Below are 16996 nucleotides of genomic sequence, written 5' to 3' on the forward strand. Positions count from 1 at the left end.
ATGAAGGCATATTTATTGAAGCATCGTACACTTTGGACTTTTTATGCAGCTGTCATCATCGTGCTTGCATGGGGACTTCTCTTTTACAAAGGATCCTGGAGAGAACTTTGGATCACTAACGATCAAAAGGGCTATCAACTCTTCACGTCTAAAAAGTATCTTGAAGCAGCTGATGTGTTTGATAACACGTTTTATAAAGGGGCATCTTTCTACAAGGCTGGTGAGTTCAAAAAGGCTAAAGCAGTTTATATGATGAACAGCAGTAAAGAGGGACGATACAATCTAGGCAACAGCCACATGATGCTTGGTAAATACAAAGAGGCGATAGAAGCCTATGAGATCGCACTTAAAATAGACCCAAATTTTACCTGGGCGAAAGAAAATATGGCACTTGCCATTGCCAGACAAGCAATGCTTGATGTTGAGAATGATGGCGAGCAGGGTGTAGGTCAGTTGGGTGCAGATGAGATCGTGTATGATAATACAGAAAATAAAGGACAAGATGTGACCGAGGAGGGGAGTGGGGAGACCAGTGAAAGCAGAAATGCCAATTGGCTTGACCGTATCCAGACCGGACCTAAAGATTTCTTAAAGCATAAATTCTCCTATCAGTATGCAATGCAAAAGGATAAGCATGAATAGCAGAATTCTTTTTCTTTTTGTAGCATTGACTTTTGGTCTTTTTGCGGTTGACGGTGCTATTTCTGTTTATCCTGTTGAGAAGAAAGATCGTTTTGTAAGTGAAGAAGTTGTTTTGAAAGTTGATCTAAAAACAACTGCGTTTAGTATTATGAATGCGAAGATAGGATTGGAAAACTCTAAAGATTATATAGTCGTGGCACCCAAAAGTGCTTCATCTTTAGAAACGCTAGATATCAACGATACACAGTGGCAGGTGGTGCATTATGAGTATAAACTCTACCCTCTGCATGCCGGGAAGATCACGATAACACCTATAGACATAGCATTTAAAGCATCGATGGGCTATGGTCAGCCTGATAATAATTTTACTTTTCAGTCAGATGCATTGATCTTGGATGTGCGTGCACCTAAGGGTGTAGGAAAAGAGGATTTTGTTCTCTCTACACCGAACTACACTTTAAAGAGTGATGTCTCTCCAAAACTTTCAGAAACAAATGTCACTCAGATCAAAGTAGGGGATGCCATAGAACTAAAGGTTATACAGGAGGCAAAAAATGTGCCGGACATTCTCTTGAAGCCTATCCATTTTTCTGAAAACCCACGTCTTAAGATCTACAAAGAAGAGCCGATACTAAAGAGTAAAGAGGCAGGTACAGCGACTATTGTTACGCGTACAGACTCTTTTACCTTCGTAGCTGCCAAAGAGGGCAATGTAAGCATTCCCTCTCAAAAGTTGATCTGGTGGAATCCTGCGGAACAAGTTTTACACACGGAAAAGACACCATCATTGCATTTTATTGTTTTACCAAATCCAAAGTCAGCTGCTTCTTTAACGCCTTCAGAAGAAGAGAAACCCTCGGCTTTGAGCATACTTTTAATCCTCATACTTATAGGTGTACTTTATAAGTTAATTCCTTATATACAGAAGAAAAAAGCAGAGAAAAAAGTTGCCTATATGCAGAGTGAAGAGGGACGATTTAAAACTTTACTTGATAGTTGTCAGGATAGTGATATGACTACACTTTATCATGATTTTTACTCCTGGTTGGAAGTAGCTGACCCTAAGCTCTCGAGAGTTGGGTTTAGAGGTATCACTGAAGTACAGCCGTCATTCCGTGATGCACTTCATGAACTGGAAGAGGTATTGGTTGATCCACAACAAACATTTGATAAAAAGAATTTTATCAATGAACTTACAAAGTTCAGAGAAGTGCTGCTTAAACAACAGCAAGTCAGGCAGGAGGGTTTGCCAGAAAATATTAATCCTATATTATAATACTTTAATATTACTTTTTCAGATAGATAAAATATTATTTTTTTAGGATATACTATAATATATTAAACCAAAAAAGGATGGGAAATGAACTTACACAAAAAACTCCTCTGCACAGCAGGTATAGCACTCTTGCTCAGCAGTACAAACCTATTCGCAGCAGAAAGGTCTGCTAAAGATATCATAAACAAAGCATATCAGCATATAGGCAGTATGGATAAATATGCTTTTGATGCCATTGTTTTGGATGATGAAGTTAAAGATGGAGCGGTTGTAAAGACATATAGACAGGATGTATCTGTTAAAGTAGATAGACCGGGTAAACTGCGTGTAGATACCAAAGGAGACACCAAAAATAGAAGTTCTTATATTAATGGAGGTATCTTTACAATGATCGATCATGGACATGGCTATTATGGTCAACTTGAAACACCAAAGACGATCGATGGTACACTTGATCTTATTTTTGAATTGTATGGCATCAGAGCACCTTTGGCTTCATTGATCTATAGTGATATGGGGAAACGTGTGAAATTTAAAAGAAGTAAATACTTTGGTACAGTGGATGTAGCCGGTGTAGAGTGTGATTATGTAGCCTTTAAAAGCAGAGTCAGAGAAGTACATGTCTGGATCACAACAGGAGATACGCCACAGATCATAAATTATAGTATTATCGATACAACAGTTGAAGGTAATCCTAGAATTAATACATCAATCACTTGGAATAGCAATCCAAAGATCTCAGACAGTGATTTTATCTTTAAAGCACCTAAAGGTGCAACACAGATATCAGTTGATGCTACAAATTAAGCAAAGGAGATAAAATGAAAAAGAAAAGTATATTAGTTAAGTTTACAGTAGTTGCCGCGATGATAGGGTTTTTCTCTCCATCGGTAACTGTTGAGACAAATGTTCAATCCTCAAATAGTTATAGTGTATCTCCAATACAGCTGAATATCTCTCTGCTCAACACAGCAGAAGCAAGAAGAGGTGGAGGCGGTGCCCGTAGAGGTGGTGGAGGTGCCCGCAGAGGCGGGAGTACTCGAAACCGTAGTGCCAATCGTGGAAATACCCGTAACAAAAATAGAAATACTAACAGAAACAAAAATAGAAATACCAACAGAAACAAAAATGTAAATAGAAATAAAAACGTGAATAGAAATGTAAATAGAAATGTGAATGTGAATAATCGTTATTATGGTGGGAGGCCTGTACATGGTGGATTTTATCGTGGTGGTGGATACTACTATGGTGGAACTTATCATCCAGTGGCAAGATTTACCTTTGCAATGCTAACTGCTGTGGCGATAGGAACGATAATCTCTTCTGCTTCCATGAGTTCAAGCTGTACAACGATGAATGTAAGCGGCGTTAGCTATAAGCAATGTGACGGTACTTGGTTTAAACCTTTCTATGATGGTGGAAATCTTCAGTATGAAGCAGTCTCTTCTCCTTATTGATTTGGAACTGTAAAATATTAATTATATAAAGGAGAGTAGGGTGAAAAAGATAATTACAGGTACATTGCTTACTTTTTCATTGGTGACTGCTGGTGGAGATGTCTCACTGGATGTGGAAGAGACAGTAACAGCTCCAGTGCTTACAGAAGAGAGTAGCGGTTGGGAACATAAATTGTCAATATACGGCTGGCTTCCCAGTCTTGATGGCTCATTAGCATATACGATTCCAGGTACTCCGGAGACACCTGGTGAGCCTGGAGAACCAGGTACACCGGGAACACCAGATGAAACGGTTTCTACCAAGTTCATCGATAAGATAGATGCGATCTTTATGGGTTCATATGAAGTCCGAAAAGAGAAATGGTCTTTCCTGGTAGATGGGATCTATTTTAAAATGTCAGATTCAGAAGAAGGGTCTGTTTCATTGCCTCCTGTACTGAATAAAGATCCGATCAAAGTTGCTACTGAACAAGAACTTGAACTAGTACTTGTTAGTCTTTATGCTGGGTACAACACTATAAAGACAGAGAATATCACACTGGAGATCATTGCAGGTACACGTTATTTTTATCTGGGGACAGATATTAAATTTGCAATAAATGATCGAGATATAGGGCTATCTCCATCAGTAGATTTTTATGATGCCTTGATAGGTATTAAAGGAGATGTAAATCTTAGTGAGAACTGGTATGTACCTTATCTGTTTGACATAGGAGCAGGACATTCTGATCTTACATGGCAGGCAGAGGCAAGTCTAGGGTATCGTTTCAACTGGGGAGATGTTTTATTGACATATCGTTATATACATTATGATGGAGATGGTTCAGGACTGATTAATGATATTGACCTGTATGGTCCAAAGCTAGGTTTGGTTTTCCACTTTTAATATGCAGATGAATACTCTACCAGAGTAGTTATCCTGCACATAGAAAAATTTAATTTACGATTGTACTTGGGATGGATTGCAGTTTTTACGACCGGCATACCATCCGTTTTGGTACTCTTTGTCATTGTTGAAAGCTTCACTGCTTTTTGTATATGCTCCACTGGCAGTGGTACATCCATCTTGAGCACCTAATTTAAAACTTGGACTCTGTACTACTGGTGCAGGAGTGTTTGAACTTGTACATGCTGTAAATAGAAGTGATGTAGCAGCAATAAGTGATACGTTGATGGTTTTTGTCATTCTTTGTTCCTTTTTAGTTGATATAATATCAAAAATTATAGCAAAAAATAGGTTATTTAATGATAAGTTTTACTTAAAATTATATAATTAAATAACTAATAAAAAAGGAAAATAAATGAAAAAAATATTAGCATTGGGGATCGCCATAATGCTCTCTGCACAATGGATACATGCAGAAGATACAAAGAGTAAAGTACTCCCTTTAAGTAAATCAAAATTTGCTGTTATGGGTGACAATGGAGAAGAGAATATCGTTGATCTTGCAGGACAGGACTACATCGTGGTTTCAGTAAGAGAACAGGGAGCAGACGGTGCTGCTTACGCTATAGACAGTGATGGTGTTATCTGGTGGGCAGCTGTTATCTCTTCAGGAGCAAAAGGACATGAAACACCATCAGGTATCTTTACTGTTTTCAGAAAAGAGCGTTTCTATATGTCAAAAGCACATCCTGAAGCTTCAGGTATAAACAATATGGATTTTTCTTTATGGTTCACACAAAGAGGTCATGCTATCCATATGGGTAATGATGATGCCATGTCTCATGGATGTATACATGTAGGACCGAAAGGTGCAGAGAGTATGTTCAACTGGGCAAAAAAAGATAAAACAAAAATTGTGATTACTAGAGAACACTATATGCCGTTTGCTTATTATGATCTGTTAAAAGCCGGATATAAAGAGACTTCTAAAACACCGGCACATATAAAAGCAGCTATTAGAGCATTTCCGCCTGTTAAGCCAAAAATGGGTGAGTAAAATATCGCAGATGCTGATCCACTGAGGGAGAGGAATGATTCTTTTCCCTCATAGAGTATCTCAATATTTTAAAATTTAAAATTAAGTCCAATAATAGATCCATAAGTTACAACGTCATAAGCAAAATAATCTGCTGTTCTTTTAGTACCGCTTTCATAGTCAGCCCATGTCGCTTTATATTGAAGATCGAGATCTAAAAGATCATTGATAACATATTTCACACCGATGGCACCACTTGCAGTAAGGTCAGACTCAAGTCCAAAGCCACCAATGGTTCCAAGTACGCTAAAGTTCCAATTTTCATTAATAGGTGTAGTCCATCTGGCACCTACCACCAAGTCAACCCAGTCTTCTTCTACCTCTATGGCTACAGGTAGAATAGTATGACTTACGTCTATATCGTTATCCCACCATCTGATACCTGCAAGATAATCTACATAACCTTTTGATAACTCTTGTCTATACATACCAAAAGCTTCAAAGATACCTTGTCTTATGCTCGCATCAGTAACGCCACCCACAGGACCCGTAATGTCACTTGAAAGATCCATAAAGCCATAATCAAGCCATAATCCCCAACCACTTTCATGATGTGCCTCAAAGTGAGCCATTGCACCCATATCAAGGTTTTCAAGTATGGTTGAGAAGTCTACATCTATTTCTAGGTTGGGTCCTCGTCCCATTTGTGAATTACCGGACATCGAAGCGATGATCATATAAGGTTCAAATTCAAAAGACCAGGCTGAAGTTTCTACCGAAGTCTCTTCTACTACTGGTTCAACTGGAGTTATGTCTCCTCCAGCAAAAAGTGTGGATGCAAAAAATGTCGATGAAAGTAAGGCAGAGCCTAAGAGTATATTTTTAAGTTTCATGGTTTCTCCTCTTCACTATGATAATTTGTTTATATATTATACTTTCTAGAACTGATAGTTATACTCTATACGATGAGCAGCATCTTTAAAGTCAATGTTTTCAGACCAGTTTCCATAGTAGCGTACATTTGACCGTGGATTGAGTTTGTAGGAGACGGTAGCTTCATGTGTCAATACACTGCTTCCACCCTCAAAACCATGATCCATAAACAGGTCAGAACCTACTAAACCTACTGTCCAGAAAGGATTGTAATTGAGCCAAATATTATCATTTATGGTGTATTTTCCATACATTCCGACTACAGCTAGTACTCCGGGGACAGAGAAGCCACTTTGGATCGTACCATCATCCTGGAGTGCATTATTTGCATAAGAAACTCCTACACCTACCAGTGGATAAAGATTAAAATTCTTCCACTTTGGCAAGCCTTGTAAAAGACTGTAGCTTACAACACCCGATTCGCTATGTCGATCATAAGTAACATCTATCTGCGTACCTCGTCCGTTTGTTTTATCTACAGAGAAATTACGGTAGCGTAAGGAATCTACAGAATTACTTCGCTCATAAGGACCATCCCATCCTATGCCTTCGCCTCCGATTCCTTTTATCTCAAAGACATTCATTACATTTTTGTTGGCATCATCTGTATTGTACTGAATACCAATTTTTATATTTAGCCCTCTATTCGTAATGCCGATCCCTCCACGGGTATAGACAGCCAACGGGTCCGACATGTCTTTAAGCTCTTCAGTGGTATTGGTATCTGCCGAGATATTTGTACTAAAAGCTAAGGTGATGCATAGTACTGTAGCTATTTTTTTGAGAATCATATTTCTATTTCTCTTCACTAAGCTTATGACCCAATGGATCAAAAAGATCATCAACAGTTAATTCACGATTTGTCAGTTCCTGTTCATGAGAATAACGGAACAGTGTTTCTAGCGCTTTACGATTGGCTTCAAGACCATAAGAGTAAAAGTTCTTTCCCATCAAGGCACGGGTTTCTGTTAACTCTTGAGCATACCAGGGGAGCATATCGTTAAGCCAACCCTGTTTTGTCATATAGTTGTATGCTAATTGTTTGGACTCCGAATAGGCATCAAACACTGCTTTTGCAAGCCATGGGTGTTTTTTCAGAAGACTTGTTTTTATAGCCACCGCATGCATAATGGGGAAGATACTGGTTTTTTTATAGTAAGCATGTTCTGCTTTACGGTAATCAGGAAAAAGTCTGGTGACTTTAGGATTGCCTTCTATGTAGGCTTTGGGTTCTGCCGCATGAAAGAGAGCCTCGGCTTCACCCGATACAAGTAGGTCAGACTCATCTTTGTCTTTGGTTCCACTTGTTATCGTGATACCTTTAGGGATGATCTTCTCATTCTTAGAGATCTTCCCTGCAAGATCAGCAGATGAATCTTTTGCTGATGTGATCCACTTTACATCTTGAGGAGTGATGCCGTATTCATCTTGTAGTATCCCGCGTATCCATGCAAGAGAAGTAGAAGAGTATCCAGGAGTAGCGATGGTTTTTCCTATGAGATCTTTAGGTACTTTTATACCAGAGTCTGTAGAGATAAATATACTTTTATGTCGGAAAAGACGTAAAGGGAAAATAGGCAAAAGTGTATAATCGCGAAAATTGTCATTAGCGTAAGCAAGCATAAAAGGGTGTAGACCTATCTCTGTGACATCATAGGTTTGAGGGCCAGAGAAAGCATCGGTATTCATATCGCCGATGCCCACTTTTTGAAATGTTGCATCACAACCTTCTATTTTAACGCGTCCGTCAAAGAGTGCTTCTAGTCGTTTGAAATCGTATCCGGCTACTTTAATAGTGAGAAGGGTTTTGTTTGTAGAGAGTTTTGTTTTATTTTGTGAAGCAGCAAAAGAAAAAGTGCCTAGAATGATGAATATGAGAAGTATAGCTCTTAGAAATTTATGTGTGAAGGAGAAAAATATCATAGGTATACCTTTATATGAATAGTTTGATCTCAACTGTATTATTTTACAATTCAGATTAAACTATGAAATGGCCCTTTTAAAAAGGACCATAAAAGAAATTATACTTATTTCCCTGTGTTCATTGTATCTCTAACCGTTTTTTGATAAATCAGTGTCTGAGGTGTTAGATTTTCAATACCCTCAAATGGAACACCATGACGTGTCGGTATAAATGGATACTTTTTATTCATCGCATCATGACGCTTTTTCATCATATCAAATGGTCCCCATGCCCATAGCATTTGTGCCATCATCCCACGCATCTCTCTTGGGTCTAGGTAAAGATTGTAGAAGTCATTTTTAACCAAACCTGGACGACCACCGAGCCAAACTCTTTTAAACTGTTGTTTAATGGTAGCAGCATGAACCGGACCAGTGTAAACATGGTAGTAATCTCTTCTAGAGTTTCCATCACCTTCCAAGAAAACAGCAGTCTGATCAATACCATCAATAATACGATCTGTAGGGATATGTTTAGTAGCATTACCTAGTTTAGCAAAAGTAGTAAAAAGGTCATGTACTGTGATCATATCTCCAACGATTTGATCTTTTTCTATCATACCTGGCCATTGTGCAAACGCGGCAACACGAATACCACCCTCTTTATATGAACCTTTACCACCATTAAATACATTTTGATACATCGCTGATGGAACTTCTGCCATAGGACCATTATCTGCCATCGCAACAATTAAAGTGTTTTCTTCAATACCTTGTTTTTTTACTTCAGCAACGATCTCACCGATGTAGCGGTCAAGACGTTCTATATTTTGTGCAAACAAACTTCCATTACTTGTAGTGACAGGCTCTTTTGGGTCAGCAATTAGATCATATACATTTGGCCAGTATGCCATGTAGAATGGTTTTTTATCATTTGCTTTACGACGAATATAATCCAGCGCCAGCTCTTGGTGTTTTATACTTGATTTACGATAGTTCTCTAATGAAGGAGGTAGTGTTTCACGCGCCTTTTCGCCTTTTTTCCCTGTAACATCCATAACATAACCATACGGTCTCCATGTTTCATCTACTAAATACTTTTTCTCTGTACCATTTTTAGTATATCCAATAGTAAGCCCTGAACCTTCACCTTGCTCATGCCAGAACATAGGAGGGAACTGGTTGTAAAGAGAGAAAGTTGCTTCATCAAAACCTTGGTTGTGCATGTAAGATTCTTCTATGTCACCCTGGTGTGCTTTTGCAAAGAAAGCAGTGTTGTAACCAGCCTCTGAAAGTATCTCGGCTATCGTTACTTCTTCAGCCGGAAGACCTCCACCTTCTGGCGGAAAAGCAACAGTGTACATACCTGAACGAACAGCTAAACGACCTGTTAGGGCAGCAGCTCTGGTAGGTGTACAAGATGGTTCGGTGTACATTCTTGTAAATGTGATTCCGTCATCTGCCATCGTATTTAAATTAGGTGTATCAAAACCACGGATCTTATTGAAGGCTTTAACCCCTACTTCACCATAAGAGTTATCATCCCACATGATATGAATGATGTTTGGTCTCTTACCTGTTTTTTTATAAAGAGCATCAAGCTTTGCCTGAACCCCCACATCTTGTTTCGCCCACTTGTCTCCATACTGTGCTTGAAGTATGCCTTGTTCTGCATCATGTATGATCTCTGCTGCATTTACTGTACCTACTGTGAGTGCAGCTATTGCAGAAACAGATAATATCTTTTGTATCAATGTCTGTGTCATTTCTTTTCCTTTAAAATATTTGTATCTCTTTATTATAATCCAGAATTAACATTTACCATATCTATTTTCGGCAAATATAAATTATTTTTAGTTATAATCATGTTATGACTATTAAAAATAATATAGAACAAGAACCTTTTTTATGGATAGATTTCGAAATCAATAACTTTGATCACTTTACAGAAGTAGTTCACTCCTGGGATGTTGATTTTTTGCAATTGGACGGAGGATCATTCTATTCTGAACTCAAACAGATGATCTTACCAGAGGTACAGATAGGGCATACTCATTTTGACTGCCATTTAGACCAGAAAGGTGCAGCACCTAAAGATATGTGGACTTTTGTCATCATGGGTGAAGATGCCTCAATGTTCAAGTTTAACCATGCAACAACACAGAGTGCATCAACTATGGTCATCTACTCTCCAGGACAAGAGATCAATGCTGTTACTTATGATGGGTTTCATATTTATACACTCTCCATTCACCGATCACACTTTCAGGAACTTACCCAGAAACTGGGGCTAGATATGATCGAAGAGAAACTTTCTAAAATAGACAGGGTAGAACTAGATCTGGAACAGGCAGATTCATTGAGGGGACAACTTAAAGATATATTGGATGATGCATCATCACTGAAACATAAAGTGATCAGCCCGGAAGGAAAGAAACTGCTTCTTAATTTTTTACCAATGAAATTCCTCAAGGAAATAGGTTCACAAGTGGATTGTGCTAAAGATAAAGTAGTTCAGGAAAGAGATATGTTTTTTATGGAAGCCAGGGCCTATATGCATACCCATCTACATGAAGAAATTACTATAGAAGAGATAGCTAAAAAATTTAAGCTATCTGAACGTACGCTTAGAAACTATTTTAAAGAAGAGTTGAATACTTCTCCCAAACAATACCTTATAGCACTACGCCTGACAAAGATCAGAGATGAACTCAAAGTATCAGAAATGAAAAAAGGATCAGTGGAACAAACTGCCCGAAGATTTGGTTTTCACCATATGGGGCAGTTTTCTAAAGCCTATAAAGACTTTTTTGGAGAGTTGCCTTCGGAAACGCTAAAAGAGTAGTCTTATTTAGGGAACATAAACTGGAACTGTGCTCTCACTTGCCACTCCGGACCATAATCATCTGGAGTTATCACGTTATTGTAAAGACTTAGTTGAGCATTGATAGGTTGATTTCCCACTCTAAATATCTTCCCAACACCACCACCAAATGGCACTTTCCATCTATGATCACTGTCTGCTTCCCAGTTTGCTGTGATGATAGGCGCAGAGACAAGATACCAACCATCATCCAGGTTGTAGTTGATGAAGTATTGCCAGGTAAAGAGGTTAATGTCAGCATCTCCTCCTCCGACTGACCAGATATTACTCACAAGTGAACCAACTACCCAGTTGCCAGGCATTGCTAAAGCAACTGCAGAGATACCTGCTCCCCATGTATCTTGACCCAATACATCTTTGGTAGCTGTAGGCATAAGAATGGCAGGACCGACACCCCATGTGATACTACCCGAATCTTTTGGAGAGAGAAAACCGGTAAAAAGTGTGTCTCCTATGCCATCTACACGTCCTTCTCCTGTAAGCACATCAGGGTTAGAAACAACAGGAACGATAGTTCTGGTTATAAAGTTCCAATCATCATTGATCTCAAAAGGCCAAACCGGTTGAATATTGAGAATGTTTTGTGTTTCATCATTGGGACCGATATTGAGATTGGTATTGTTCTGAAAAGGCAAAGAGATCATACTGGCAATAGGGTTTTGTGCTGTTTTTGCCAAGCTTTCTAGCTCTGCCTCACTCATACCTTCCGAAAAAGAGAGTATGGGCAATAGTGCCAGTGCCGTTACGAAAGATGATTTTAAAAAAGACATAATGATTCCTTGTCGTTATATTAGGATATTGTAACATATAGTTTAATATCAACAATGATATTCTATATCTATTTTCGGCAAATTTTTCTTTATGGATAGCGTATAGTATATATTAGATAGGATGAATGTGATAGAATTAAATTTCTTACACTGAATAAAAGTTATTACATAAGGGAACCTATAATTTCCAAGGAAGTGAAAATGCATAATTTAAAAATACTTTTTATTTCAGTCTGCTTTCTAACACTCCTTCATAGTACCGAAGAATCAAATGCAGCAAAAGAAACAGGCTTTTTTAGCTTTGATAAGAATTTGTTTTTCGGTGAAGATGACGGAAAGTTTGACATGAGTGCTTATTTATCAACAAAATATGGTTTTATGCCTATGCCTGTTATTGTTACTGAGCCTGCTGTAGGCTATGGAGGTGGTTTGAATCTTATGTTCTTGCATGATAGTTTGGCTTCGAGTATAGAAAGAAAATCTCCTCCGTCTATCTCTGGTGTTGCAGGGATTGGTACTGAAAATGGCACATTATTTGGTGCTGCGTACCATCTGGGTTTTTGGAAAGAAGACACTATCCGTTCTACCACAGCTGTTGGGGCTTTAGATATAAATATGAATTTCTATCTGCGTGATATTGGTATAGATATGAACTTAAAAGGATATGCAGCGTATCAGGAACTGATGTTTAGACTTGGAGAGAGTAATTTCTTTTTGGGTGGTAATTACGTCTATGTTGATATTGACAGTAAAAAAAATAATGAAGAATTACCTATCCTCAACCCACTGTTTGAACATGAGTTCAAGATGGGTGCATTAGCAGCAGTGATACAATACGATACGCGAGATACGATCTTCACACCGTCAAAAGGTCTTTTTGCCAAAGCATCACTAAGACGTGTTGATGAGAACTTTGGAGGGAATGAGAATTTCTGGCGTTATGGTGCAAAAGCATTTTATTTTCATCCTATTATGGATAAGGTGACCTTTGGTTTAAGAGTGGAGGGTGAAGCAGTGCATGCTTCTGATGGTGACAGGATTCCTTATATAGCTAAACCTTCTATCAATATGCGGGGGATAACTGCCATGCGGTATCAGGGCGAGAAAATGTTGTTGGGTGAAATGCAAGTTCGCTGGGAGTTTATAGACAGATGGAATATGGTCTTGTTTGGTGGAGCAGGAAAGGTATATGGTGATGAATACCGCTTTGTACCAGGGTCGGGAGCTGTTCAAGAAAGCATAAGTTTTCAGGATGCTCCAACACATCCTGCAGGTGGCGTTGGTTTTCGCTATGAGTTGGCAAGAAAGTTTGGTCTGTGGGGTGGTCTGGATTTTGCCACAAATGAAGAAAATGATTTTGCAGTCTATATCACTGTAGGAAGTGCTTGGGGAGCATTTTAAAAGTGATCTGATATATTGTATAACACAATATTGATCAGTAGTAACATGGATACCATTTTTTAACAATATATTATTAAAATGACACTTTTCAGACACTATGTTACACTATACTTGTATATATGAAATCAAAGGATAAACATGAAAAAAATATTACTGATCTCTTCTATTGCTGTTGCAGCGATATTGGCTAACCCTACGACTGGTGTTGCAAAACATGCTGTTAAACATGAGACTAAATCAACAGTAAAAGATACAACTTCTATCAAAGATAAATCAAAAAATGATGTTCTTGATCTTGATAAAAAGCAAAACAAGATGGAAAGAAAAGCAAAGAAAAAAGCAATCAAAGCTGTGATTTAAAAGCTTAGGAAGATTTAAATGAAATACATTTGTATCGTTATTATTTTTTTCTCTACACTTCTCTTTGCACAAACTAGTGAATTGATACCCTTGTCAAAAACAGAATTTACCTATATTAACAAAAAGGGCATAGAAAATGAGATAGACCTGGCAGGAAAAGATTTCATCCTTGTGTCAGTAAGGGAAGAAGAGAGTGATGGTAGGTTCTATGCTGTAGATAAAGATGGGACAGTTTGGTTAAGCGGGGGTATCTCATCGGGTGAAGAGGTAGAGTTTACACCTTCAGGTAAATGGAAAGTACTTAGAAAAGAACGTTTCTATGCATCAAAAGAATTCCCGGAGGAAGATGGCAGCAACAATATGGACTACAGTCTCTTCTTCACCTACAATGGACATGCCCTTCATAAAGGGAATATATCTAAGACTTCTCATGGCTGTATTCATGTGAATCACGCTGATATTCAAATACTCTATAAATGGGCAGGATTGCATATGCCGGTATTGGTAACACGTCATCGTTTTATGCACCATGCTAGATCTGATCTGAAGCGTATCTATACGACAGAGAAGAAGTATACGCGTAAAAGAAGACGGTAGAAAAATGAACCATATAGTAAAAAAGTTTTTTTTACTTAGCTTCTTGCTGTCTTGCAACAGCATTGTAGCACAGGCAGATTACAAAACTGAAATAGCACACCTTCTGGAGTATGTTAAAACAACAGAGTGCAAATATATCCGTAATGGTACTTTTCATAGTGGTCCAGAGGCGGTTAGTCACATAAAGAAGAAATATGACTATTTTAAAAATGATATTAGTTCAGCTGAGGATTTCATAAGACTCAGTGCAACAAAAAGTACTATGTCTGGAAGTAAGTACTACATTAAGTGTGCTGGATCACTCAAGGTTGAAAGTGGACAGTGGCTCCTTGAAGAGTTAGACAGATATAGAAAAAAGGAAATTAAATAAACTTACATCTTTTTCATTACGTTACAAAAAGGAAGAGGAAATGACAAGAAAAGTATGTATATTAAGTCACCATACTTTATTCCCAGAAAACGTGGTACTACTGCGCTAAAACAGATGCATAACAGAGGTGTCAAGATACGTATCCTCACTAACTCTCAGAGTTCCAATGATGTAGCAGCAGCCTTTGCAGGGTACGCCACCTATCGTAAAGAGCTTGTTGAAAGTGGAATAGAGATGCATGAGTTGCGTCCTGATGCAGGTGGTAATCTTATCATCAACCAGAAGACCAACTTAGCTAAAGTGCATTCCGGTCTTCACGCAAAAGCTATGGTCTTTGATGAAAAAACGGTTTTTGTAGGTAGTTTCAACCTTGATCCTCGATCTGTAGCTATCAATACTGAAGGAGGACTTTATATTGAAAGTCCGGCACTTGCAAAAAAAGTCCTTGCCTATATGAACGAAGGTGCTAAACCTGAAAATAGTTATCGTGTGGTTCTAGATAAAAATGGAGATCTGAACTGGCTAGAAGTTACTGACGGGAAACAAAAAGTTTATCACACTGATCCACACACGAGTGGATGGGATAAATTTAAAGCGGATTTCATACAAGCTATGCCGATTGAAGATCAGCTCTAAAATAAAAGATAGTGTACGGACTGCATAATGGCAGTCTGTATTCTTGCTACCAATTCTAACCCTCATATAAAAATACTTCTGAAAACTCTATATACACAAAAATTTACGATTTGTAACATATTTATAACATATTTGTAAATTTTTTGGAGTAAATACTCCTTTATAACTATAAATTATTAAAGTGACACTTTTACGACAATATGTTTCACTATACTTTAAGTACATTTAATTAAGAGGAGAGTGTAATGAAAAAGAATAGTTCAAAGTTTTTATTGGCTTTGAGTTTAGGTATTGCTGCAGTAGCGATGCCAACTCAAGTCATGGCAAAAAAACCAAACATTTTAGTAATGTGGGGTGATGATATAGGGTACTGGAATATGAGTGCCTACAATCAAGGAATGATGGGGTACAAAACACCAAATATTGACTCTATTGCAAAAGATGGTGCTCTGTTTACAGATATGTATGCACAGAACTCTTGTACAGCAGGTCGTGCTGCCTTTATACTTGGGCAACAGCCTTTTAGAACGGGTCTTTTGACCATTGGTATGCCTGGGTCTTCTCATGGTATTCCTGAGTGGACACCGACTATCGGTGATCTGCTTAAAGAGCAAGGGTATGCAACAGGTCAGTTTGGTAAAAACCACCTAGGTGACCAGGACCAACACTTGCCAACTGCACACGGATTTGATGAGTTTTTCGGGAATCTCTATCACCTCAATGCAGAAGAAGAACCTGAGACCTATTACTACCCAAAAGACCCGGAATTTCATAAAAAGTTTGGACCTCGTGGTGTGATCCACTCTCATGCAGATGGGAAAATAGAAGATACAGGTCCATTGACTAGAAAACGTATGGAAACAGTGGACTATGAGTTTGGTGCTGCGGCAAAAGACTTCATGGAGCGTTCAGTTAAGGCAGATAAACCTTTCTTTGTATGGATGAACTATACACGTACACATGTATGGACACGTCAGAAGAAAGAATACCAGGGTATTACAGGTATCTCTCTTTATGCGGATGGTATAAAAGAGTTGGATGATATGGTTGGTGATATGTTAGATCATATCAAAAAACTGGGTGTAGAAGACAATACTATCGTTGTATTCTCTACAGATAATGGTGCAGAGAAGTTTACTTGGCCTGATGGTGGTGCAACACCATTCTATGGCGAGAAAGGTACTACGTGGGAAGGTGGTATGAGAGTACCTCAAATGGTTAAGTGGCCAGGAACGATCAAACCAGGTTCTGTTTATAATGATACTATGAGTCATGAAGACTGGATGCCAACACTCCTCGCAGCTGCCGGTGTGGATGATGTGAAAGAAAAATTAGCTTCTAAAGAGGGTATGAAAGCAAACGGTAAGGACTTTAGAGTTCATCTTGATGGCTATAACTTTAAACCGTATTTTGAAGGTAAAGTAGAGAAAGGTCCTCGTAGAGAAATTATGTATTTTGCTGCTTCTGGTATGCTCAATGCAATACGTGTAGATGATTGGAAGATTGCGTTTGCTATTGAAGAAGGAGCGATCGATTCAGCTTATCGTAAAGTTCCAGCATGGCCTAGAATCACTAATCTTAGAGCTGATCCATTTGAGAGTGCTCAGCATGATTCATCAATGTATGTGAGATGGTATGCAGACAATATGTGGATGATGGTTCCGGCACAAGGATTTGTTCAGAAATTCCTTGGTTCCATGGCAGATTATCCTTTCCAGCCAGGAAGTTCTTTAAGTGCAGGGAATATCGGATACGGTACACTTAAACTGAAAGAAGCCGAAGGCAAATTCAAACGACTTCTTGATATGTCAGCAATAAACTAACATTCTATTCATTTCCGTCTTTT

Annotated in this window: 19 protein-coding genes; 13 read left to right on the forward strand and 6 right to left on the reverse strand. The window is 38.4% G+C overall.

Annotated elements, in window-relative coordinates; genetic code table 11:
* The 5 genes from ACLHDG_RS05680 to ACLHDG_RS05700 all read left to right on the forward strand — a co-directional run bounded on the left by ACLHDG_RS05680 (position 1) and on the right by ACLHDG_RS05700 (position 4261).
* Positions 1 to 642, forward strand: a complete 642-nt coding sequence (locus ACLHDG_RS05680; protein WP_415408020.1) for a tetratricopeptide repeat protein — start codon at positions 1 to 3, stop codon at positions 640 to 642.
* Positions 635 to 1918, forward strand: coding sequence for a hypothetical protein (locus tag ACLHDG_RS05685; RefSeq protein WP_415408021.1), 1284 nt, complete (start codon positions 635 to 637; stop codon positions 1916 to 1918). The genes ACLHDG_RS05680 and ACLHDG_RS05685 overlap by 8 nt, the downstream gene beginning before the upstream one ends.
* Positions 1919 to 2002: 84 nt before the next feature.
* A complete protein-coding gene (locus tag ACLHDG_RS05690; protein ID WP_415408022.1) occupies positions 2003 to 2725 on the forward strand; it encodes a DUF2092 domain-containing protein in 723 nt (240 codons plus the stop codon).
* 14 nt (positions 2726 to 2739) lie between these two features.
* Positions 2740 to 3375: a DUF6515 family protein gene (locus tag ACLHDG_RS05695; RefSeq protein ID WP_415408023.1), complete on the forward strand. Its 636-nt coding sequence runs from the start codon at positions 2740 to 2742 to the stop codon at positions 3373 to 3375.
* A gap of 40 nt (positions 3376 to 3415) precedes the next feature.
* A complete protein-coding gene (locus tag ACLHDG_RS05700; RefSeq protein WP_415408024.1) occupies positions 3416 to 4261 on the forward strand; it encodes a hypothetical protein in 846 nt (281 codons plus the stop codon).
* 54 nt (positions 4262 to 4315) lie between these two features.
* On the opposite strand, the gene ACLHDG_RS05705 is transcribed toward ACLHDG_RS05700, so the two are convergent.
* Complete coding sequence (locus ACLHDG_RS05705; protein WP_415408025.1) at positions 4316 to 4561, reverse strand: hypothetical protein; 246 nt, start codon at positions 4559 to 4561, stop codon at positions 4316 to 4318.
* A gap of 115 nt (positions 4562 to 4676) precedes the next feature.
* Between ACLHDG_RS05705 and ACLHDG_RS05710 the strand changes: the two genes are divergently transcribed.
* Entirely contained in the window at positions 4677 to 5318 is a 642-nt protein-coding gene (locus tag ACLHDG_RS05710; protein WP_415408026.1) for a L,D-transpeptidase, read from the forward strand.
* Positions 5319 to 5386: 68 nt separating this feature from the next.
* Here ACLHDG_RS05710 and ACLHDG_RS05715 read toward each other — a convergent pair whose 3' ends face one another.
* The 4 genes from ACLHDG_RS05715 to ACLHDG_RS05730 form a co-directional block, all read right to left on the reverse strand.
* Entirely contained in the window at positions 5387 to 6190 is an 804-nt protein-coding gene (locus ACLHDG_RS05715) for a hypothetical protein (protein ID WP_415408027.1), read from the reverse strand.
* Between the two features lie 45 nt (positions 6191 to 6235).
* A complete protein-coding gene (locus ACLHDG_RS05720; protein WP_415408028.1) occupies positions 6236 to 7021 on the reverse strand; it encodes a hypothetical protein in 786 nt (261 codons plus the stop codon).
* A 4-nt stretch (positions 7022 to 7025) separates the two neighbouring features.
* Positions 7026 to 8153, reverse strand: coding sequence for an ABC transporter substrate-binding protein (locus tag ACLHDG_RS05725; protein WP_415408029.1), 1128 nt, complete (start codon positions 8151 to 8153; stop codon positions 7026 to 7028).
* A gap of 104 nt (positions 8154 to 8257) precedes the next feature.
* Positions 8258 to 9898 carry a sulfatase-like hydrolase/transferase gene (locus ACLHDG_RS05730; RefSeq protein ID WP_415408030.1) on the reverse strand — a complete coding sequence of 547 codons (1641 nt, stop codon included), beginning with the start codon at positions 9896 to 9898 and terminating at the stop codon, positions 8258 to 8260.
* A gap of 104 nt (positions 9899 to 10002) precedes the next feature.
* Here ACLHDG_RS05730 and ACLHDG_RS05735 point away from each other — a divergent pair, with 104 nt between their 5' ends.
* Positions 10003 to 10977 carry a helix-turn-helix domain-containing protein gene (locus ACLHDG_RS05735; RefSeq protein ID WP_415408031.1) on the forward strand — a complete coding sequence of 325 codons (975 nt, stop codon included), beginning with the start codon at positions 10003 to 10005 and terminating at the stop codon, positions 10975 to 10977.
* A 2-nt stretch (positions 10978 to 10979) separates the two neighbouring features.
* On the opposite strand, the gene ACLHDG_RS05740 is transcribed toward ACLHDG_RS05735, so the two are convergent.
* Positions 10980 to 11786, reverse strand: coding sequence for an MATH domain-containing protein (locus tag ACLHDG_RS05740; protein WP_415408032.1), 807 nt, complete (start codon positions 11784 to 11786; stop codon positions 10980 to 10982).
* A 201-nt stretch (positions 11787 to 11987) separates the two neighbouring features.
* Between ACLHDG_RS05740 and ACLHDG_RS05745 the strand changes: the two genes are divergently transcribed.
* The 6 genes from ACLHDG_RS05745 to ACLHDG_RS05770 all read left to right on the forward strand — a co-directional run bounded on the left by ACLHDG_RS05745 (position 11988) and on the right by ACLHDG_RS05770 (position 16973).
* Complete coding sequence (locus ACLHDG_RS05745; RefSeq protein WP_415408033.1) at positions 11988 to 13187, forward strand: BamA/TamA family outer membrane protein; 1200 nt, start codon at positions 11988 to 11990, stop codon at positions 13185 to 13187.
* Between the two features lie 138 nt (positions 13188 to 13325).
* A complete protein-coding gene (locus tag ACLHDG_RS05750; RefSeq protein WP_415408034.1) occupies positions 13326 to 13547 on the forward strand; it encodes a hypothetical protein in 222 nt (73 codons plus the stop codon).
* Between the two features lie 18 nt (positions 13548 to 13565).
* Positions 13566 to 14144: a L,D-transpeptidase gene (locus tag ACLHDG_RS05755; RefSeq protein ID WP_415408035.1), complete on the forward strand. Its 579-nt coding sequence runs from the start codon at positions 13566 to 13568 to the stop codon at positions 14142 to 14144.
* A 4-nt stretch (positions 14145 to 14148) separates the two neighbouring features.
* A complete protein-coding gene (locus ACLHDG_RS05760; RefSeq protein ID WP_415408036.1) occupies positions 14149 to 14514 on the forward strand; it encodes a DUF5329 family protein in 366 nt (121 codons plus the stop codon).
* Between the two features lie 54 nt (positions 14515 to 14568).
* Positions 14569 to 15150 carry a phospholipase D-like domain-containing protein gene (locus ACLHDG_RS05765; RefSeq protein ID WP_415408037.1) on the forward strand — a complete coding sequence of 194 codons (582 nt, stop codon included), beginning with the start codon at positions 14569 to 14571 and terminating at the stop codon, positions 15148 to 15150.
* A gap of 245 nt (positions 15151 to 15395) precedes the next feature.
* Complete coding sequence (locus tag ACLHDG_RS05770; protein WP_415408038.1) at positions 15396 to 16973, forward strand: arylsulfatase; 1578 nt, start codon at positions 15396 to 15398, stop codon at positions 16971 to 16973.
* The last annotated feature ends 23 nt before the right edge of the window (positions 16974 to 16996 follow it).

The organism is Sulfurovum iocasae, from assembly GCF_047716765.1.
GTDB lineage: Bacteria > Campylobacterota > Campylobacteria > Campylobacterales > Sulfurovaceae > Sulfurovum.